This window comes from Oryzomonas rubra (genome assembly GCF_008369015.1).
GTDB classification, from domain to species: Bacteria; Desulfobacterota; Desulfuromonadia; order Geobacterales; family Pseudopelobacteraceae; genus Oryzomonas; species Oryzomonas japonica.
In genome coordinates this window covers 26,704-46,034 of sequence record NZ_SRSD01000013.1, presented here as the reverse complement: position 1 = coordinate 46,034, position 19,331 = coordinate 26,704, and the positions used below count along the sequence as shown (strand labels likewise).

14 protein-coding genes and 1 tRNA gene are annotated in these 19,331 nt (G+C 57.8%); 2 read left to right on the top strand and 13 right to left on the bottom strand.

The features are described from left to right. Positions 1-233 precede the first annotated feature (233 nt). The 8 genes from xerD to ET418_RS17625 all read right to left on the bottom strand — a co-directional run bounded on the left by xerD (position 234) and on the right by ET418_RS17625 (position 13,864). The gene (xerD, locus tag ET418_RS17660) at positions 234-1,121 is read right to left on the bottom strand and encodes a site-specific tyrosine recombinase XerD (protein ID WP_149309913.1); all 888 of its coding nucleotides are present in this window, start codon (positions 1,119-1,121) and stop codon (positions 234-236) included. A 53-nt stretch (positions 1,122-1,174) separates the two neighbouring features. Further along, positions 1,175-1,402, bottom strand: coding sequence for a VF530 family protein (locus tag ET418_RS17655; RefSeq protein WP_218043415.1), 228 nt, complete (start codon positions 1,400-1,402; stop codon positions 1,175-1,177). Between the two features lie 55 nt (positions 1,403-1,457). Next, the gene (locus tag ET418_RS17650) at positions 1,458-1,889 is read right to left on the bottom strand and encodes a DUF2231 domain-containing protein (RefSeq protein ID WP_149309911.1); all 432 of its coding nucleotides are present in this window, start codon (positions 1,887-1,889) and stop codon (positions 1,458-1,460) included. A gap of 24 nt (positions 1,890-1,913) precedes the next feature. Continuing rightward, entirely contained in the window at positions 1,914-4,622 is a 2,709-nt protein-coding gene (gene glnD / locus ET418_RS17645; protein WP_149309909.1) for a [protein-PII] uridylyltransferase, read from the bottom strand. A gap of 150 nt (positions 4,623-4,772) precedes the next feature. Further along, positions 4,773-5,765, bottom strand: a complete 993-nt coding sequence (locus ET418_RS17640) for an ADP-ribosylglycohydrolase family protein (RefSeq protein WP_149309907.1) — start codon at positions 5,763-5,765, stop codon at positions 4,773-4,775. A gap of 183 nt (positions 5,766-5,948) precedes the next feature. Next, entirely contained in the window at positions 5,949-9,395 is a 3,447-nt protein-coding gene (locus ET418_RS17635) for a pyruvate carboxylase (protein ID WP_149309905.1), read from the bottom strand. Positions 9,396-9,666: 271 nt separating this feature from the next. Beyond that, on the bottom strand, positions 9,667-11,169 hold the full coding sequence (locus ET418_RS17630; RefSeq protein ID WP_188055689.1) for a sensor histidine kinase: 1,503 nt from the start codon (positions 11,167-11,169) through the stop codon (positions 9,667-9,669). 1 nt (position 11,170) lies between these two features. After that, the gene (locus ET418_RS17625; protein WP_149309901.1) at positions 11,171-13,864 is read right to left on the bottom strand and encodes a PAS domain S-box protein; all 2,694 of its coding nucleotides are present in this window, start codon (positions 13,862-13,864) and stop codon (positions 11,171-11,173) included. Between the two features lie 420 nt (positions 13,865-14,284). Between ET418_RS17625 and ET418_RS17620 the strand changes: the two genes are divergently transcribed. After that, complete coding sequence (locus tag ET418_RS17620; RefSeq protein WP_149309899.1) at positions 14,285-15,724, top strand: sigma-54-dependent transcriptional regulator; 1,440 nt, start codon at positions 14,285-14,287, stop codon at positions 15,722-15,724. Positions 15,725-15,836: 112 nt separating this feature from the next. On the opposite strand, the gene ET418_RS17615 is transcribed toward ET418_RS17620, so the two are convergent. Next, on the bottom strand, positions 15,837-16,142 hold the full coding sequence (locus ET418_RS17615) for a cytochrome c3 family protein (protein ID WP_149309897.1): 306 nt from the start codon (positions 16,140-16,142) through the stop codon (positions 15,837-15,839). A 344-nt stretch (positions 16,143-16,486) separates the two neighbouring features. On the opposite strand from ET418_RS17615, the gene ET418_RS17610 reads away from it, so the two are divergent. After that, positions 16,487-17,416 (top strand): D-2-hydroxyacid dehydrogenase, encoded by a 930-nt coding sequence (locus ET418_RS17610; RefSeq protein ID WP_149309895.1) that lies wholly within the window; start codon positions 16,487-16,489, stop codon positions 17,414-17,416. An 80-nt stretch (positions 17,417-17,496) separates the two neighbouring features. Here ET418_RS17610 and ET418_RS17605 read toward each other — a convergent pair. The 4 genes from ET418_RS17605 to lgt all read right to left on the bottom strand — a co-directional run bounded on the left by ET418_RS17605 (position 17,497) and on the right by lgt (position 19,331). Further along, positions 17,497-17,573 (bottom strand) — tRNA-Arg (locus ET418_RS17605). Positions 17,574-17,701: 128 nt separating this feature from the next. Then, complete coding sequence (locus ET418_RS17600) at positions 17,702-17,932, bottom strand: DUF1450 domain-containing protein (protein WP_188055687.1); 231 nt, start codon at positions 17,930-17,932, stop codon at positions 17,702-17,704. Position 17,933: 1 nt separating this feature from the next. Beyond that, positions 17,934-18,455, bottom strand: a complete 522-nt coding sequence (locus ET418_RS17595) for a ferritin (RefSeq protein WP_149309891.1) — start codon at positions 18,453-18,455, stop codon at positions 17,934-17,936. Positions 18,456-18,554: 99 nt separating this feature from the next. Then, positions 18,555-19,331 carry a prolipoprotein diacylglyceryl transferase gene (gene lgt / locus ET418_RS17590; RefSeq protein ID WP_149309889.1) on the bottom strand — a complete coding sequence of 259 codons (777 nt, stop codon included), beginning with the start codon at positions 19,329-19,331 and terminating at the stop codon, positions 18,555-18,557.

Below are 19,331 nucleotides of genomic sequence, written 5' to 3'. Positions count from 1 at the left end.
TCTCACAACTTCCTGCTATTCGGTTTTCAAAGACCAGATGCGTTCCGTGACAGACGAACAAAGTACTAAATCAAGCCGACATTGTCAAGAAGTTTTTTCCGGCCAAACTCCTTTTTTTCCGCCCCCAACGACTCGGCAAAACTCTCCGCGTCAAATGGGACGCTGGTTATAACAACTATCACTCCCACCGTCAATACCTTTTTTCCCCGTGGCGAATATTCGCTTTGGACCGTCTACCCCCGCGGGTGGATTTGTTGATGCAGCCGTTTCAGCCGTTCGCGGGTGACGTGGGTGTAGATCTGGGTGGTGGAGAGATCGGCGTGCCCCAGCATGATCTGTACGCTGCGCAGGTCGGCGCCGTTTTCCAGCAGGTGGGTGGCGAAGGAGTGCCGCAGGGTGTGGGGCGAGATGTTCTTGCGGATGCCGGCCATCAAGGACCGCTTCTTGACGATGCTCCAGAACGCCTGACGGCTCATGTCCGCGCCGAGACGGGAAAGAAAGAGAAAGGGGTTCGCGCACCGCGGATCGAGCTTGGTGCGTACCGCCGCAAGATACGTCCCGACCTTATCCCGGGCCGACTCGCCGATGGGCACCAGACGCTCCTTGTTCCCCTTCCCCACGGTCATCAGGTAACCGGAGTCCAGATTGACCTCGCGCAGTTTGAGGCCGACCAGTTCCGAAACCCGCAGGCCGGTGGCATAGAGCAACTCCAGCATGGCCAGGTCGCGAAGGTTCTCGGCCGACGTGCCGGCGCAGGCGGCGAACAGGGCATCCACTTCCTGGGTCGTGAGAAATCCCGGCAATTTATGCAGGATGCGGGGCGCTTCGATAATCGAGGTCGGATTGGTTTCGGCGTAGTTTTCCACCATCAGGAACTTGTGGAACATACGAATGGCCGACAGGCAGCGCGCCCGGCTGCGCGGGCCGATCCCCCGGTCTTTCAGCCGTCCCATGAAGAGTGCAATATCCGTAGCTTTCACGCTGCCGGGAGATGTGGCGCCCTGCTTTTCGAGAAAATCGAGGTAACGCGTCAGGTCGCGGCTGTAGGCCTCCTGGGTGTTGCCGGAGAGCCCCTTTTCCACGGCCAGATAGTTTATGAACAGATCGAGGTAGTCGTTCATGGAATCCAAATTTCCCCAGGAATGGCGCACAATTCACGGCCGGAACCGATCACCTACGACTCCTCCAGTTTCCATCGCAGATACAGTTCATCGACCTTGTCCCTGGCCCAGGGGGTCTTGCGCAAAAACGTCAAGCTGGACCCCATACTCGGGTCGTGGGTGAAACACCTGATATCGATACGTTTCCCCAACTCCACCCAACCGTAATGATCGACCAGTTCCGCCAGCATCATCTTCAGCGTGACGCCGTGCAGCGGGTCGTTGGAGTGCTTTTCCATCATATGCCTGCCTGATTGCAGAATTGTTGTTCCATGGTTTTCCCTGTTCTTCGCACCATCAGTGAAACACCAGCCGGCCACCGTAAAATCCGAGAACAGTGCAATCAGCGGCACAGGCGGCCAGCAGAAGCAGGTAGCCCCAGCCGGCATCCTGGATGGGATGGAGGAGCAGATCGGGATGAGAGGCGCGCAACAGCGCCGCCGGCAGGGCCAGGATAACCAGGAGTCCCGAGCCGGCCATCTTGATCTTGAACACCCGGGTCATGGCCCCCCGGAAACGGAGCTTCCAGTCGATGACCCCGCTCAGGGCGGCCACGGGCACGGAAAGCAAACCCAAAAGGACGCACACATAGGCACCGGCCTCGAATTCCCGAAGTCCCAGCGCCAGATAGATCAGTGCCGCGGCAAAGGCGACCGGAAAGAGGGCCTGGGGAAAGTGCACACATACGGGGTGCAGGTGAGGAATCTTCCTTTTCTGGTCGTCGGTCATATTTTTCCCCTCAGTACCTTGATATTATACCCACTCGTCGATGGCCCGCATCAGGTACGGTATGATCTCCTGTAACTTCTCTTCGGATACGATCTTCTGGCCGAAGATATCCCGTACATAAAAGACGTCAGCAACCTGATCGACCTTGGTGGAAATCTTGGAAACGCCGATGTAGAGCCCCAGATGGGTCAGGGTGCTGGTGATCAGGTAGAGCAGTCCGACCTTGTCATGGGTGTAGATATCGATGACCGTATAGTCTTCCGACACCTCGTTGTCGATCTCCACCCGGGTCGGAAAACGCGGGATGGGACGCGCGGTGAGGAGCGAGGGGCGCTGACGGTTCTCCACAAGCTCCGCCACGCTGACGTCACCATGCAGGGCCAGGTGCATATCGTCCTGGACCTTTTGCCAGCGCTGTTCGTCGGTAATGACCATGCCTTGGGGAGAGTTGACCTGGAGTATGTCCAGCACCTTGCCGTTACGGCTTGTGTTGATCTGAGCACCCAGGATGTTGACGCCGTTGGCGGCCATGACACCGGTAATGCGCGAGAACAGGCCAGGCATGTCGTGGGTGCAGATGGTGAACTCGGAATAGCCGCTCTCCTGCTGATGGACGACCTTCATGAGCAGGTCGCTCGTTTCCAGGCCGAGCAGCAGCCGGGCGTGGCCGGAGATCAGGGCCAGGTCATTGGAGAGCAAGAGCCGGACCGGCATGGCCTTGAGTTCTTCCCGGACCGTCGCCACCGGGAAATCGTCCTGCAGCAATTCCGTGACCCTCTTGATAACCCCCTTGACCCGTTCGCTGCTGGCCTCCAGGTGGAAATCGCCCCGTTCCAGGACGTTGAAGGCCTTTTCGTACAACTCCTGGAACAGGAGCGCCTTCCAGTTGGTCCAGACATCCGAGCCAACCGCCCTGACGTCGGAAATGGTCAACAGGTACAGCATTTTCAGGTTTTCGCTGGTTTCCATCTGGCGCGCGAACTGGACCACCATCCGTTCGTCGTGCAGGTCGCGGCGCTGAGAGATGTGGGCAAACAACAGGTGCTGGCGCACCAGGAATTCCAGGCGTTCGGTACCTTCCTTGGAAAGCCCCATGCGCCGGGCAATGGTGGGGATCATGGCGGCGCCCTTTTCGGCGTGACCTCCCCCCTCCCCCTTGCCGATGTCGTGAAACAGGACCGCCAGCAGCAGCAGTTCGCGCTTGCCGATCTGGGAGGCGACCTCGCACGGAAAGGGGAGCAGTTCCTTCGCTTGGCCGGTCAGCATCTTCTCGGCCTCTTCCACGGCAAACAGGGTATGGATGTCCACCGTATAGATATGGTAGATGTCGTGCTGCACCTTGCAGTAGATATGTTCCAACTCCGGGATGTAACGGTTGAGGAACTCCAGGTGATGCATGCTCCGCAGGGTTTCGGCCACCCCCTTGGGCGAGCGGAGGATCGTTAGAAACGACTGGTTCACCTCGCGGTTGCGGCGGAATTTGTCGTTGACCAGATACAGGCTTTTGCGGACCAACGCCTTGACACGGACGTTCAGGAGGACGCCGTGCTTCTGGGCCAGCTCGAAGATGCGCATCAGGACAACCGGGTTTTTCTCCACCACCGCCTCGTCCGGGATGATCAACTCCCCTTTGAGCACGAAACAGCCGTCCCCCACCGGGCGGCGCACGAAATAACCGAGGATCTTCAGGGCTCCTTCATCACGCCAGATGCATTGGGACACCAGGCTTGAAGCAAAGTGTTCGACCCGGTTGGCGTGGCGGTAGTAGTCACGCATGAAATCTTCCACGGCAAGGACCTTGCCGTGATCCTGGTACCCCATGAACCGGGCCAGGTGCACCTGTGCGTCAAAGGTGAGCTGGTCGTTCTTGCGGCCGTTGAAATAATGCAGTTCATTGCGGATGCGCCAGAGATAGTCGAGGGCCGCGTAATAGGTGTCCAGTTCCTCTTCCGTCAATATGCCCTTGATGATCAATTCCTTGGGGCTGGTAAACTTGTATTTGACGCGCGCCGTCCACATGGCGGTCTGCAGGTCGCGCAACCCCCCCTCGCCTTCCTTCAGGTTCGGTTCCAACAGGTAGACGGTCGAGCCGTATTTTTCCCGGCGGCTCTTCATGTCGGCCATCTTTTCCTTGATGTACTTGTCGCTGGATTTGGTCATGATCTGGGTCAGGATCACCTTGGAGAGGTTATCGAACAGCTGCCGGGGACCGCTCAAGTAACGGGCGTCGATCAGGGCGGTCTTGACCGTGCTGTCAGCGGCGGCCATTTCGACGCAGTCGGAGATCTGCCGGACCGAATAGCCCACGTCCAGACGCATATCCCAGAGAAAATACAGCATTTTCAGGGCCACGTCCTCCACCCGTGCCGCCGGCATGCTGCCGTCGTGCAGGAACATGATGTCGATATCGGAGTAGGGATTCAGTTCGCCGCGGCCATATCCCCCCACCGCCACCAGGCTGATGTGTTCCAACATGCTGCCGCCGTCGACGTCGTACAGGATGCTCTGGAAGAGCTTGTTGTTCAGTTCGTCCATCATGTCGCAGATCAGATGCGCCACCTCGCTGCCGGAGGCGCCCTCGTTGTGCAGCAACTTGATCTCTTCGCGGTAGTGGTCGAGAAAATTCTTGCAGCCGGAAAAATACAACGGCCGTTTCTCTTCGAATCCGGCCATGCCTGCGTCGCCAACAGCGTTTATGTCATCGGGGAAATAAGGGTCTATAAAGAATTGCATGGGGCTCCTCTCGGGGGAAACGATGCCGTCCGGTATGACGGTTATGATACGGACAGGCATCGTCGGCGACCGTACGAGAGGGATTATACGTCAGGCGCGCCGGTGAGTCAAAAGCAATAAAAAGGCGGCCGAAGCCGCCTGGAAGCGATTTCACTCCACTCGCATCAAACGGCCGATGCCGTTCTCGATCTCGGCGTGGGCCTTGAGGCGCAGGCACCATTCTCCGGGGATGGCGGAAACGCCCAGAGATGCCCCCAGCCAAGCCCCAACCATAGCCGCCCGGCCGGCGTTGTCACCGCCGGCTGCCGCCGTGGCTTTCAGTGCCCCCCCGAAATCGTCGGCATGGTGCAGTGCGCAGTGGACGGCCGCAGGAAAGCTGCTGGCCAGGGGACACGTCTGACCGAACCGGGCCGTCACCGTACGCACCGGCAGGGTGCGGGACGAAAAGGCATCCGTAATCTTCCCGCTGACTTCGGCGCCCAAAAGCCCCTCCCCATCCATCAACTCCACAGTCCTTTTGAATGCGTCGTCCAGAGAGCGCCCCAGGAACAGCTCGCGCAGGATCATGGCGTGGGCCTTGAGGTAAACCACGGCCCGGTCGTTATTCTGACAGACCCGGGTGGCCCGTTCCACCTGGAGAAGGTAATCGCTGCTGCGGAAATAGCGCGCGGCCAGAGGCGCCAAACGGCTGATGGTGGCCGGCTGGTCGTCGTCGGCCCCCTCCTGGAAGCTGTAGGCCGCATCAGGATGGGCCTCCCGGAATGCCCGGTAGTTGGCCAGCGTCTCCCTGGCGGCATGATCCCGGTACCCCTTGTAGGCCGGGCATTCCATTATGGCCACGAAGCGGCTCCCGAAATCGGTGGCATCGAAGCAGTCCCGTTCCAGCAACGAACGGAGCAGGAGCAGCGCGGCATCGCCGTAGTGGGTCAACTCCCCCGGTTCCTTACCGAAGTGATAATGCCCCTCGGCCGGCGGGTCAAAACCTTGCGGCCCCCCAGGGAAGAGCCGTTCCAATTCATTCAGGTCGTAAATCCAGTGGCTTCCGAGACAGAAGGCATCCCCTACAAACTGCCCCCACACCGCCCCGGCGATACGGCTGGCAAGGGAAACATCCTGACTGTTGAGCGTTTTTTTGCTATCCATACTCGCAACCTCCCCTGACTGCACAGAACACTTACTGTACATTCAGTATACCGCTTTCCCGCCACTATGGGAAAAAATGCTGCCGTTCCACGTGAGGCAGAAAACAACAAGTGCAAAAAAAACGCCCCGCCTCGGAAGTCCGAAACGGGGCGTTTATTTTTGCACGCTATTTGTTGGTTCCCATCAGCCCATGACGATGATCAGGTCTTCCTTCTCTACCTTCTCCCCCTCTTTGAACTTCACTTCGGCTACCTTGGCGTCGGCCCTGGCCTTGATGTTGGTCTCCATCTTCATGGCTTCGGTCACCATCAGCACGTCGCCGCCCCTGACCAGATCGCCGGCCTTGACGTTGACCTTGAGCACCTTGCCCGGCATAGGGGCGCCGAGATGGTTGGGGTTGCCCTTGTCGGCCTTCTCGCGCAACGCCTCATCGCTCTTGACCGACTGGTCGCGGATGACCACCGAGCGGTTGTTGCCGTTCAGTTCGAAGTACACGGTGCGGGTGCCGTCGGCCTGCACGCGCCCCACGGCGTTGAGCTTGATGATCAGGGTCTTGCCCGGTTCGATTTCGATGGAGGTTTCCTGCCCCGGTTCCAGGCCGTAGAAGAAGATCGGCGTGGGAATGACCGAGGTGTCGGAGTACTCCTGACGGTGGCGGTCGAATTCGGGATACACGTGGGGGTAGAGGATATTGGAGACCATGGCCTTGTCACTGACCGCATGCTCCAGCTTCTCCTCCAATTTGAGCCGTTCCTCGTCGAAATCCACCGGTTCCAGCAACTCGCCGGGGCGGCAGGTAATCGGTTGTTCCCCCCTCAGGATGATCCGCTGCAGATCCTGCGGCCACCCTTGGTAGGGCTGGCCCAGCATCCCCTTGAACATCCCCACCACCGACTCGGGGAAGGCCAGTTCCTCCCCAGCGGTGAAGACATCGTTCGGCTCCAGATTGTTCTTGACCAGGAACATGGCCATGTCGCCCACCACCTTGGATGACGGCGTGACCTTGACGATGTCGCCGAACAGGAGGTTGACCTTGTGGTACATCTCCTTGCACTCATCCCAGCGTTCCAGAAGGCCCAGACCGGCCACCTGGGGTTTGTAGTTGGAATACTGGCCGCCCGGGATCTCATGGTGGTAGACCTCGGCCGTACCGGACTTGAGGCCCGACTCGAAGGGTGAGTAATAGTCCCGCACCGTCTCCCAGTAGTTGGCCAGTTTTTGCAGGCCGGGGGCGTTGACCTTGGGATCGCGCTCACTCCCCTCCAGGGCCGCCACCAGGGCGTTCAGGTTGGGCTGGGCCGTCAGGCCGGACAGGGACGACAGGGCCGCATCGACGATGTCCACCCCGGCCTCGCTGGCCTTGAGCAGGATGGCGCTGCCGTTGCTGGAGGTGTCGTGGGTATGGAGATGGACCGGGATACCGATATTTTCCTTGAGCGCCTTGACCAGCTTATAGGCGGCCAACGGTTTGAGCAGACCGGCCATGTCCTTGATGGCCAGGATATGGGCGCCCATGGCTTCCAACTCCTTGGCCATATTCACATAGTATTCCAGGGGATACTTGTCCCGCTTGGGGTCGGTGATGTCGCCGGTGTAGCAGATGGCGGCCTCGCAGATCTTGCCGGTCTTGCGCACCGCATCCATGGCCACCCGCATGCCGGTGGTCCAGTTGAGGGAGTCGAAGATGCGGAAGATGTCGATGCCCGAGTTGGCGGCCTCTTCCACGAACTTCTGCACCACGTTGTCCGGGTAGTTGGTGTAGCCCACGGCGTTTGAGCCGCGCAGGAGCATCTGGAACAGGATGTTCGGGATCTGTTCGGAGAGTTTGTGCAATCGCTGCCAGGGGTCCTCCCTGAGGAAACGCATGGAGACGTCGAAGGTGGCGCCGCCCCAGCATTCGAGGGAGAATAGATCGGCCCCCAGATGGGAGGTCGGCTCGGCGATCCTGAGCAGGTCGTAGGTGCGCACACGGGTGGCCAGGTTGGACTGGTGGGCGTCGCGCATGGTCGTATCGGTCAAAAGCAGTTTATTCTGTTCCAGGATCCACTTGGAAAGCCCCTCGGCCCCCAGTTTCATGAACAGGTCGCGGGAGCCGGATGGACGAGGTTTGGTCACGTCGGTTTCCGGTACCCGGGCCTCCAGCAGGTCGGCGGACTTGAGCGGCTTGGCGATGCCGGGCGAACCGTTGACAACCACCTCGCCCAGGAATTTGAGCACCTTGCTGGCCCGGTCTTTTTTCTCCCGGACCTTGAGCAGTTCCGGGTGCTTCTCGATGAACGAGGTGTCGCAATCCCCCTTGAGAAAGACCGGGTGGGCGACGACGTTCTCCAGGAAACCGATGTTGGTCTTGACGCCGCGCACGCGAAACTCCTGCAGGGCGCGGTTCATGATGTTGGCAGCGGCCTGGAAGGTCAGCCCCCAGGAACTGATTTTGACCAGCAGGGAGTCGTAATGGGGGGTGATCTTCGCGCCGGTGAAGGCGTTGCCCGCATCCAGCCGCACCCCGCAACCGGCCGCCGAACGGTAGGTGGTCAGGGTGCCGAAGTCCGGGGCGAAGTTGTTGGCCGGGTCTTCGGTGGTGATACGGCACTGGATGGCGTAGCCGCGCATATCGATGGCGCTCTGGCTGGAGATGTTGATCTCCGGGTCGGACAGCTTGTGGCCGCAGGCGATCAGGATCTGGTCCTGCACCAGATTGCGGCCGGTGATCATCTCGGTCACCGTGTGCTCCACCTGGATGCGGGGGTTCATCTCGATGAAGTACCAGTTCCCCTCCTGGTCCAGCAGGAACTCCACGGTCCCGGCATTACGGTACTTGACCTGACCGGCGATCTTGAGGGCCGCGTCGCACAACTCCTCGCGGGTCTTTTGGGACAGGGACAGGGAGGGGGCGAATTCCACCACCTTCTGGTGGCGGCGCTGGATGGAGCAGTCACGCTCATAGAAGTGCACCAGATTGCCGAAGTTATCCCCCAGCACCTGCACCTCGATATGCTTGGGATTAGCCAAGTAGCGTTCCAGGAATACGGCCGGATTGCCAAAGGCCGCCTTGGCTTCGCTCCCGGCGGCCACCAACCCCTCCAACAACTCCTTCTTGTTGTGGGCCACGCGCATGCCGCGGCCGCCGCCGCCCGCCGCGGCCTTGATGATGATCGGGTAGCCGTGTTCCTTGGCGAACCTGAGCGCTTCCTCCTCTTTCCCGATGGGCTCTTCGGTGCCGGGTACGGTCGGGACCCCAGCGGCAAAGGCCACCTTGCGGGCCGCCACCTTGTCTCCCAGGGCACGCTGCATTTCGGCGGTGGGGCCGATGAAGGCGATCCCGTTTGCCTCGCACTTCTCGGCAAACTCGGCGTTTTCGGCCAAAAAGCCGTAACCGGGGTGGATGGCGTCCACATCCGCCTTGAGGGCCAGGGCGATGATCTCGTCAATCCCCAGGTAGGCGTCGATGGGCGCCTTGCCCTTGCCGACCAGGTAGGCCTCGTCGGCCTTGTAGCGGTGGAGCGACAGCTTGTCCTCTTCCGAATAGATGGCTACCGTGCCGATACCCAATTCGGTACAGGCCCGAAAGATACGGATGGCGATCTCGCCGCGATTGGCGGCCATGACCTTGCGGAACTTCTGTTTCTGCATGAATGTCCTCCGAAGTGTAGGGGTACCGTGGAACATTTAACGTGGGTGAAATTCGTGCGCCTGAAACCGCCAAACATTTAGCAAAACTAAATTTATTCAGCTATTTTAAATAGTTATACCGTAAACAATGGCGACAATAAACCAGATTGAGGGGGCTTTGTCAACTACGATTTTTCAGGTCGTGATGGCATCGGTAGGGATACAGGAAAGGTAGCGCCGAGTGGAGTCAGGAAAGACGCTTGTTACGCGAAGCGGTGCGGGTGATTCGGGGTCAGAACGAAAAGAAGAACGTGGCGCCTTTGCCCGGTTCCCCCTCGGCCCAGATGCGCCCCTGGTGCTTGTTGATGATGCGCTGCACGGTTGCCAGCCCGATGCCAAATCCCTCGAAATTGCCGTCGGTATGCAGGCGCTGAAAGGTTCCGAACATCCTGTCTGCCTTGTCCATATCGAATCCGACGCCGTTATCCCGGACAAAATACACCGGCTTCCCATCGGTGGTGGCCATACCGAATTCTATCTGCGGCTCGTCTTTGAGAGCGGTGTATTTCCAGGCGTTTCCCATGAGGTTGCTCAAAACGAGGTACATCAGGTGTTTGTCGGCGCGACAAGAAACCCCCTCCTGGATGCAAAACCCGGCCTGCCGCTCCGGCTCCTTCATATGCAATTCCGCCCTGATGCCGGAGGCAATCGCAGTGAGATCCACCGTTTCTTTGTCGACAACCTGTTGCGACAACTTGGAAAAAACGATAAGGGCCGACAGCAGATCCTCCATCTGCTTTGCTTTGTGGCTGATGATCCCGACGATTTTTTCACCCTGTTCATCCAGGCTTGCACCGCACTTGTCCAAGAGCAACTGACTGTAGCTGCTGATAATGGTCAACGGATTCCGCAAATCGTGGGAGACAGTATAATTGAATGCCTCCAGATCCGCATTGGCGGATTCCAGTTCCCGTGCGCGGTCCGCCAGCGCGGCGTTGAGGGCTTCGATCTTTTCTTCGGCACGCTTGCGGGCGGTTATATCTTCCTTTACGGCAACGTAGTTGGTAATGGCGCCGGTTTCGTCGATGACCGGAGAAATGGCGGCAGACTCCCAATAAAGCTCCGCGTTCTTTTTCCGGTTCAGAAATTCTCCGTACCATTCCTTCCCCGAAGTGATGGTACGCCACAGGGCGTCATAAAAGGCTGGTGACATGTCCCCTGACTTGAGAATGCGCGGGTTCTTCCCCAGGACCTCATCGGGGGAGTAGCCGGTAAGTTCAAAAAACTTGGGATTTGCATATTCGATCTCTCCGCGCTCATCGGTTATCAACACCGTACTGGGGCTCTGTTCGACGGCGCGGGAGAGCTTGCAGATAAAACGGTGTTGGGAGGCGACCTTCCTTTTCAGCGTGATCATGGCAATGTTTTTGTCGATGGCGGCAAAGAGTTTTTCGTAATTCACCGGTTTGAGCACGTAATTGTTTATGCCCAGCTCGATGGAGTCCAGCAGGTATCTCGTCCCACTGTGGGCCGTCAAGACAATGATGGCCGTTTCCGGGGCAATGTCCCGTATGGAGGCAGCCATTTCAACGCCATCCATAACCGGCATGCTGATGTCCGTAATAACGATATCGTGGTGATGCTGTTTGAAGAGCGCAAGCCCCTGTTCCCCGTTCTCGGCAGCATCGAGGCGCGTGAAACGGTACTTGCTTTTAAATACCGAGCCGAGGATATCCCGGGCGCTCTGTTCATCCTCCACATACAAGACAGAAATTGACGGCTGGGCGGCCCGCATATCAAACCTCGATCGTGAATTCGGCGCCATCGCCCCTGTTGCGGGCGCTGAGCGTGCCGTTCATATTTTTTTCTATGATGGTTTTGGCCATGAACAAACCGATGCCGGTCCCCATGTCCGGCCCCTTTGTCGTAAAATAAGGTTCAAACATCTTCTCCAGAATATGGGCAGGGATACCGCCCGCATTGTCGCGTATGGTGACCACGGACGCCCCCTCCCTGCAGAAGCTCCTGATCACGACCCTGGCGTCATCCATGCCGCGCTCCGCGAAGGCGTCACGCGCGTTCAGCAGGATATTGAGAACCACCTGGGAATATTCATTGGGAAAACCGAGAACCCGCACATCGCCCTCCGTGTCCGCATCGATCTGTATATGATGGGCCTTGAAGCTTTCGTTGATCAGCGAGATGGTTTGCAGGATGGTGGCATGTACGCTGAAGGAGCTCTTTTCCTTGTCCGGCTTGAAAAAGTTCCTGAAATCATCAATGGTCCGGGACATGTGATAGACAAGTTTCATCGCTTCCTGCGTATTCTCCCGCAGGAAATTGGCGTCGAACTTACCGGAGTTATAAAAAAGCTGCAACCTCTGGATGATGAGTCCGAGGGTATTAAGCGGCTGGCGCCACTGATGGGCGATATTGCCGATCATCTCGCCCATTGCGGCCTGACGGCTCTGGAGCAGCATCAACCGCTCCTTCTCCCGGAGATCCTGCTCCGTACGCAGACGTTCGGCGGTCTCCGCCAGCAATTGCTGTTCGGCCAGTTTCCGCTCGGTGATATCGGTGTGGGACCCGGCCATACGGTGGGGATTGCCGTCGCTGTCACGAAAACAGGCGCCGCGCGTCAATACCCAACGATAGCTGCCGTCTTGGTGACGCAGGCGGCATTCCAGACAGAACTCGGGGATACGCCCATCCAGATAGTTATTCAGAGCCTCCAATGCGACCTGATAATCATCGGGATGGATCAAGCTCATCCATTCTTCCATGACATTATCTATTTCATTCTCGCCGTACCCCAGCATCTCTTTCCAGCGGGACGAGACAAAAGCCGTATTGGTCTCCAGGTCCCAGTCCCAGATGCTGTCGCTGGCCCCCTGAACGGCAAGCATGTAACGCTCGTTACTCCTGCGCAGCGCCGATTCCGTCTGCTTGAGGGCGGTAATATCGAACGCGGTGGCTCGGCACATGACGTAGTTGCCGTCCCCGTCCCGGATGGCAACCGCATTGACCATGACCGACATATGACTACCGTCTTTACGAACCAACTCGAATTCGGCCCCTTTTACCTGGCCTTCCCGCTTCAACCGGGAGAAGGTTTCTGCAAACACCCCCTTGCTGCCATCCGCGAGGATGTCGCTAAAGCTCATCTTGCCGATGACCTCATGGCTACGGTAGCCCAACCAATTGAGTTCCGTGTCGTTGATGAGCACGAAGACGCCGTGATCGTTCAGCGAGTGGTAGCCGCAGGGGGCGTTGTCGTACAGGTCCCGGATCTCATCCGCCGTCCTGACGAGATATTCCTCCGTCCTCTTCCGTTCCGACGCATCGCGAAAGATGATGCACGCCCTGAGGTTCCCATCCTTGTCGGCAAAGAGCGATGAGCTTATGTCGCAGGGGACCCTGCTGCCATCCTTGCGAATAAACATGACCTCGCCACGCGCCTTGCCGGTATGCGCCCGCTCATCGAGCAGGATCGTTGCCCGCTCATCCGTCATGTCGACGATGTCCTGTCTGTTCCGGCCACACACCTCCGCTTCTGTCATCCCGAGGATGCGGCAGGCCTCGGGATTGGCTTCCAGCACATCGCCGCCGGAGGTGGCAAGCAGGATGCCGTCGATGCTGTTGTTGAAGAGGGAGCGGTAGCGTTCCTCGTTCTCCCGCAGGGCATCTTCAACCCGCTCCCGCTCGGCAATCTCCATTTTCAGAACCTGGATCGTGTCCGCCAGTTCACAGGTCCGTTCGGCAACCCGCTGTTCGAGTTCTGCATGGGCCTGCTGGAGTTCCTGCTCAACCCGTTTTCGTTCGGTGATATCGGCAACGATGGAAAAGAGATGATCCCTACCCCGAAAACTGATGGTGCCAGAAGAAACTTCCACACTCCGCAGGGAGCCGTCTGCCAGGCGATGCTGAAACACAAAACGCGAAGAGGCGCCGTTGCCGGCATGTTTCATATTATCCCTGGTTTCGGCCTCATCATTCGTATTGATGTCGAATATGCGCATGGCGGTAAGTTGCTCTTTGGGATAGCCGTAGAACGCGACCGCTGCCGGATTGGCATCCACAATACTCCCATGGTGAGGCTCAATTATCAGCATCGCGTCATTGCTGCTGTTGAACAGACTGTCGTAACGCGCCTCGCTTTCCACGCACGATGCCTGCATCCGCGCATGCATTCTCAGAAAGGCGACCGATAGCCACAGTACGATTATTGCCAGGATTCGGTTGAAGAGGGAAATTTCGAAATGGGTGGCCGGAGGTGTCGCCAGGAGGTCCACAAGCATCAGCACGGTGCAGGCGCCGGCCAGCCATGTGACCGGTCCGACCCCCAGCCACCGGAACAGGAACAGCGGTATGAAGAGGTAACCGATCCAGACCGCAGCACCGGGTGGGGTCAGCAGGTCGATAACGAAGATGACGCCACAGAGTGCGACTGCTGCTGCCAATGATACAACATGTTGTCGTGTCTCAGCCATGGTCGGATCAGCTACTCCCGGAAGAGATTGCCACTACGATTCTTCGTCCATTAAGGACCACTTTTATCCTAAGGCCATCATGCATATTCATAGCAAAAGATCACAACAATTTCACCTCTATATTTTTTAATGTCGAAGCCGTAATGAACGAGCTGGAAATGCCATGGGCGCAGACATGGCCGACGAGAGTCCTGTTCCCACAGAAACAGACCGGTCCGACACCGGGGAACGGCGTCTATGTGTGCAATAAATCCCGCTTATTTATTTCGGCAGGTATCCTGGTCGATTGAAATGCTGATTGTTTTGATGTAGTATTCGGGAAAAGCACCTCAACAGCACCGATTTTGGGAAAGAAGGTACGCATCATTTGTTCCTGCTACGCGCATCAAGCTGAAAAATCCGACCATATGCGAGTTGACCATGGAAAACAAAAACAACGATAAAACGCCCATCATGATCGTGGATGACGACACCCAGGCCCTGTCACTCCTCGAGTCGTTGCTCTGCCATGACGGATACGAAAACGTCATCCCCTTTGAAGACAGCCGCAGGGCACTCGAGTACTTCAACACCCAGGAGGTACATGCCGTGGTGCTGGATCTCTCCATGCCCAGGCTCCACGGCATGTACCTCCTTGAGCTTTTTACCAAGAACAAGCCGCATGTCCCGGTAATCATCGTGACGGCGGAGAACCAGATTGATTCTGCAATCGAGTGCATCAAGGCCGGAGCGGTCGATTACCTGACCAAGCCCATATCGATCAACCGTTTCATGGCCAGCATCAGCCGGGCGCTGGAACTGCGCTCCCTGAACGACGGCTTGAGCTTTCTTCAGGACCCGGAGCAGGCCGTCGGCTTACCCTCAGCCATCGCCTCCCGCCATTCGATCATTACACACAACAAGAACATGCTCTCCCTCATGCAGTATGTGGAGGTCATATCGAATTCCCATCAGGCGGTCCTGATCAATGGGGAAACCGGCGTAGGCAAGGAACTCGTTGCCAAGGCGATACACACCATGAGCAAGCGCAAGGGAGAGTTTGTAACCATCAACATCTCGGGGTTGGACGACCTGATGTTTTCCGATACGCTCTTCGGCCATAAAAAGGGGGCCTACACCGGGGCGAACCAGGACCGGGACGGCCTCATAAAAAAGGCGGCCAACGGCACCATATTCCTGGACGAGATCGGCGACCTGAACGAGCTGTCCCAGGTAAAACTGCTCCGCCTTCTCCAGGAAAACGAATACTACCCCCTGGGGTCGGACGACCCTCTCCAAAGCAATGCGCGCCTTGTGGTCGCTTCAAACCGCAGCTTACGGCACTTGGTAAACGAGGGGAAATTCCGCAAGGACTTTTACTACCGCCTCTGCACACATCAAGTGACAATCCCCCCCCTCCGGGACCGCCTTGACGACATACCGCTCCTTCTTGACCACTTCATTGATGAGACCGCCAAGATCTTTGACAAGAAACGTCCTACGTACCGGAAGGAACTGGTAGATCTCCTGTGCAGCTACGATTTTCCCGGCAATGTCCGCGAGCTCAAGGCCATGGTCTTTGATAGCGTGACCAAAGCCGCCTCATCGAAACTGTCGTCCGAGTACTTCTGTGAACTTATCGAGCGGGAGCGGGATTCGTTCCCGTTCCAGGGCGCCTCCTCCGCGCCCCAGAATCTCGTGGGGGTCAACGGCGTCACCTTCGACCGGTTCCCGACCCTGAAGCACGCCGAAACGGAACTGATCCGCAGGGCGCTGGAAATCGCAAAGAACAACCAGGGGGTAGCCGCCCGACTGCTGGGCATCACACGGCAAGCCCTCAACAATCGGTTGCAACGGATCAAGAAGGGCCCCGCCGCATAATTCTGCATTCCGCGGCGGGGCGATGGGACCAGCACAGCGGTCGGCCCCCGGAAGAGCGGACAAAAAAAGCCCGCCTTGTGGGCGGGCCGGGAAATGCCGGATAATCAGAAAACTATTTTTTATGGCACTGCTGACACTCAACCGGGCCTTTGTCGTAGAGATCGTGGCAGGAAATGCAGATTTTGTGGGCGGTGTCCTTGCCCCAATTATCAATCTTGCCACTTTCGCGCGTGTGACAGTGAAAGCATTCGTTGTTCAAATCCTTCTGATGTTTTCTATGCTGGAACGGGAGCACCATGACCCCCATCTTGAGGTTGATGACCTCCGGGCCGGGATTCGGAGCAGCCACCGCCGGAACGGCTGAAGGCATCCCATACAGCAACAACGCAATCATCGGCATCACCAATCTTTTCCCCATTAGATCCATCCTCCTGTGGCTTTGATTCCAGCTACCCGGTCGTCACCCCACAAGAACAGTCGCCTGACGTGAAAGACCGAATACATCGTATGTATACACCATTATCATAGTGGAAGCTCTGATTTTAAATGACTTTTCAGAAATGAAAAGCATTTTTTCCTCCGTGGGAAGCTTTTGCGCTCCGGCCGGACAGGGAATTGCCTCCCTCTCCGCCGTTTTTCCTGATCAAACGAGGTCTCAAATGATGCGCCCCACAAACACTGCAGGGGCGGTTCGCGGTTGAATTTATAGATTTTGCAGGTATGATACGTTCCCAACACAAATACGATCTCGCGGGCACAACCATGAAAATCCACAACCTCCTCGTCCATCTTCACAACAACGTAGACGCCTTTTCCCTCAAACCGCGTCATCTCGACCTGATCCGCGGGATGCTTCCCGGCACCCGTATTACCGTCGCCGAAGGGAATAGTGATTTCCTTGACCGGCTTCCGGCAGCCGATTGCGCATTGACCTGGGTGTTCAAGCCCGCTTGGTACGAAAGCGCTCCAAGGCTGAAGGCCCTCTTTACGCCCGCCGCCGGGCATGATTGGGTGGCTGCAGACCCGACCGGCCGGGTGAAGACCTTCTACGGCAGCTTCCACGGCCGCATCATGCGTGAAAGCCTCCTCGCCATGATGCTCCACTTCAACCGGCATGTGGGGAAATCGCTGTCCGACCAGCAGGGCAGGATCTGGGACCGCCCCGGCTACAGCGAGTGTGTAGCGCTCTTCAGCCAGAGGGTGCTGATCGTCGGGTTTGGATCGCTGGGCCGGTCCATGGCCGAACTGCTGGCAGCCTTTGGGGCACGCATTACCGCGGTCAAGCGTGATACGAGAGGGTTCGAGGGCGCCCCGCACGTTGACAACGTGATCCCCTTCGGCAGCCTGGAAGAGGAACTCCCCGATGCCGATCACGTGGTCCTGGTTTTGCCCGGTGGGGCGGAAACCGACGGCATCTTTACCCAGCGGCATTTCAATGCCATGAAGCCGGGGGCCTACCTGTACAATTTGGGACGCGGCAACTGCTACCGGGAGGAAGATCTTCTCAGCGCCCTCAAAACGGGTCGACTCGCCGGCGCCGGACTGGATGTCTTTGCCGAGGAGCCGCTACCACCCACCTCGGCGCTCTGGGAACAGCCCAATGTGGTGATCACGCCCCACTCCAGCGCCATCAGCCGGGAGTATCTCGATCTTTTCATCCATGAGTGGGTAGGGATTTTACGGGAGATGTGAGAAAAGCAGCGCGGTACGGTTTACGGCAGAAAAAAAGAGTCCGACAACCGCAAAAGCAGTTAATCGGATTCAATGAGGATTGGTGCGCCCGGCAGGATTCGAACCTGCGGCCCACGGCTTAGAAGGCCGTTGCTCTATCCAACTGAGCTACGGGCGCATACTCTGTTGACGAAGAGGAAGTTGTGATATGTAGCACAAAACTCCGCCGACGGCAACCGTCAATCACGCGCAGGCAGGCAAGCGAAGACGAAAAACGCCGGGGGGAGGCCCGGCGTCCAGTGTCCATCAGTCCTTCGTCAGCTTCTCTCGAATCGCCGCAACGATCTTGTCGTACAGCCCATCCCCGTCACGGGCGGTGATTTTTTCCTTGTCCACCGTGGCCATGGGCATTTCCCGACAGGCAGAGCACTGTTTTACGCATTCCTTGATCTTGATGTTGAGATCGGGGAATTCCTCTTTCAGGCGGCGGTACACCTTGCCCTTGCCCTTGTTATGTTCGCAGAAACGGATCTTCACGCTACACCGCGAGGGGGGCGCCGACGGGCTGCACAAACACACGCTGCGCCATGTCGGCATCGATCATCAGAATACCGTGGCCATTGTCGCCGACCAGCTTGAGCTTGGCGATCAGATCCCGGTCATTGTTCTCTTCCTCGACCTGTTCGGTCACAAACCATTGCAGAAAAATCTGGGTGGCATGGTCTTTCGCCTGAACCGCCTGTTCGCTCAAGTCATTGATACACTTGCTGATAAGCTCCTCATGGGTCAGGGTTCTCTGCATCATTTCCAACAGCGACTTGTAGGTGTTCGGCACGGCCTTGCTGGACAGGAGTTCGATATTCATCCCCTGGTCAACGAGGTAGGTATAGAACTTCATGAAATGGACCATCTCCTCACGGTACTGTACCATGAACCAGTTGGCGGCGCCCTTCAGCCCCATCTCATTGGCGCAGGAGGACATGGAAAGATAGATATGCGCGGAATAGAGCTCAAGGTTCATGTGCTTGTTGAGCGAGTCAGCCACTTTTTTGCTTATCATGGTGTCGTGCCTCCTGTCGGATATGTAGTTTATCTGAGTATACCCCTGAATCAGGCGATTGAAAGCCCTTTCAGCAGCGTCCGGGGGGAGCGTTCGGATTCAGGCGGCCCGTCGGGAGAGCCTGAATACCATGAAACTGCCCACGAGGAACATGGGCAGGCTCAAAAGCTGCCCCATGGAAAAGAAGTTGAAGAAGAAACCGATCTGGGCATCGGGTTGGCGGAAAAGTTCGACGATAAACCGGAACAGGCCATAGCCGGCGCAGAAGGTCCAAGCCGGGATACCGGTCACATCCGACCGCCGGGACATGATCCGCACGATGAAGAACAGAACCAGCCCCTCCAGCAGTGCCTCATAGAGTTGCGAGGGGTGGCGCGGCAGTTCGCCCCCTCCCGGAAAGACCATCCCCCAGGGAACGTCCGTCTGCCTGCCGTACAACTCCCCGTTGATGAAGTTGCCGATCCTACCGAGTCCCAGGCCGATGGGGGCGCACTGGGCCGCCATGTCGATCAGCGCCCAGAAGGAGATCGTCTTGCGCCGGGCAAACAGGACGAAGGAGAGGATGACCCCCAGAAAACCGCCGTGGAAGGACATGCCACCCTTCCAGACCGCAAAGACCTGCAACGGGTCGGCGAGGTAGACTTTCAGGTCGTAGAAGAGGATATAGCCGAGCCGTCCCCCCAACACCACCCCCATGGCGCCGTAAAAGACCAAGTCCGCCACGTCGTCCTTGGTCAGGGGGTATTGTTTGCGGCGCACCTCGGAGCTGAGGATGAAATAGGTGGCAGCGAAGGCCAGAACGTACATCAGCCCGTACCAGCGAAACTGGAGCGGGCCGATGCTCAGGAAAACAGGGTCGATATGGGGAAACTGCAT

Excerpts from the sequence above, each read along its gene's own strand:
- lgt (WP_149309889.1), bottom strand. The coding sequence starts at position 19,331 with ATGCAGTTTCCCCATATCGACCCTGTTTTCCTGAGCATCGGCCCGCTC.
- ET418_RS17655 (WP_218043415.1), bottom strand. The coding sequence starts at position 1,402 with ATGATGGAAAAGCACTCCAACGACCCGCTGCACGGCGTCACGCTGAAG.
- glnD (WP_149309909.1), bottom strand. The coding sequence starts at position 4,622 with ATGCAATTCTTTATAGACCCTTATTTCCCCGATGACATAAACGCTGTT.
- ET418_RS17625 (WP_149309901.1), bottom strand. The coding sequence starts at position 13,864 with ATGGCTGAGACACGACAACATGTTGTATCATTGGCAGCAGCAGTCGCA.
- ET418_RS17635 (WP_149309905.1), bottom strand. The coding sequence starts at position 9,395 with ATGCAGAAACAGAAGTTCCGCAAGGTCATGGCCGCCAATCGCGGCGAG.
- ET418_RS17630 (WP_188055689.1), bottom strand. The coding sequence starts at position 11,169 with ATGCGGGCCGCCCAGCCGTCAATTTCTGTCTTGTATGTGGAGGATGAA.
- ET418_RS17595 (WP_149309891.1), bottom strand. The coding sequence starts at position 18,455 with ATGATAAGCAAAAAAGTGGCTGACTCGCTCAACAAGCACATGAACCTT.
- ET418_RS17610 (WP_149309895.1), top strand. The coding sequence starts at position 16,487 with ATGAAAATCCACAACCTCCTCGTCCATCTTCACAACAACGTAGACGCC.
- ET418_RS17640 (WP_149309907.1), bottom strand. The coding sequence starts at position 5,765 with ATGGATAGCAAAAAAACGCTCAACAGTCAGGATGTTTCCCTTGCCAGC.
- ET418_RS17615 (WP_149309897.1), bottom strand. The coding sequence starts at position 16,142 with ATGGGGAAAAGATTGGTGATGCCGATGATTGCGTTGTTGCTGTATGGG.
- xerD (WP_149309913.1), bottom strand. The coding sequence starts at position 1,121 with ATGAACGACTACCTCGATCTGTTCATAAACTATCTGGCCGTGGAAAAG.
- ET418_RS17620 (WP_149309899.1), top strand. The coding sequence starts at position 14,285 with ATGGAAAACAAAAACAACGATAAAACGCCCATCATGATCGTGGATGAC.
- ET418_RS17650 (WP_149309911.1), bottom strand. The coding sequence starts at position 1,889 with ATGACCGACGACCAGAAAAGGAAGATTCCTCACCTGCACCCCGTATGT.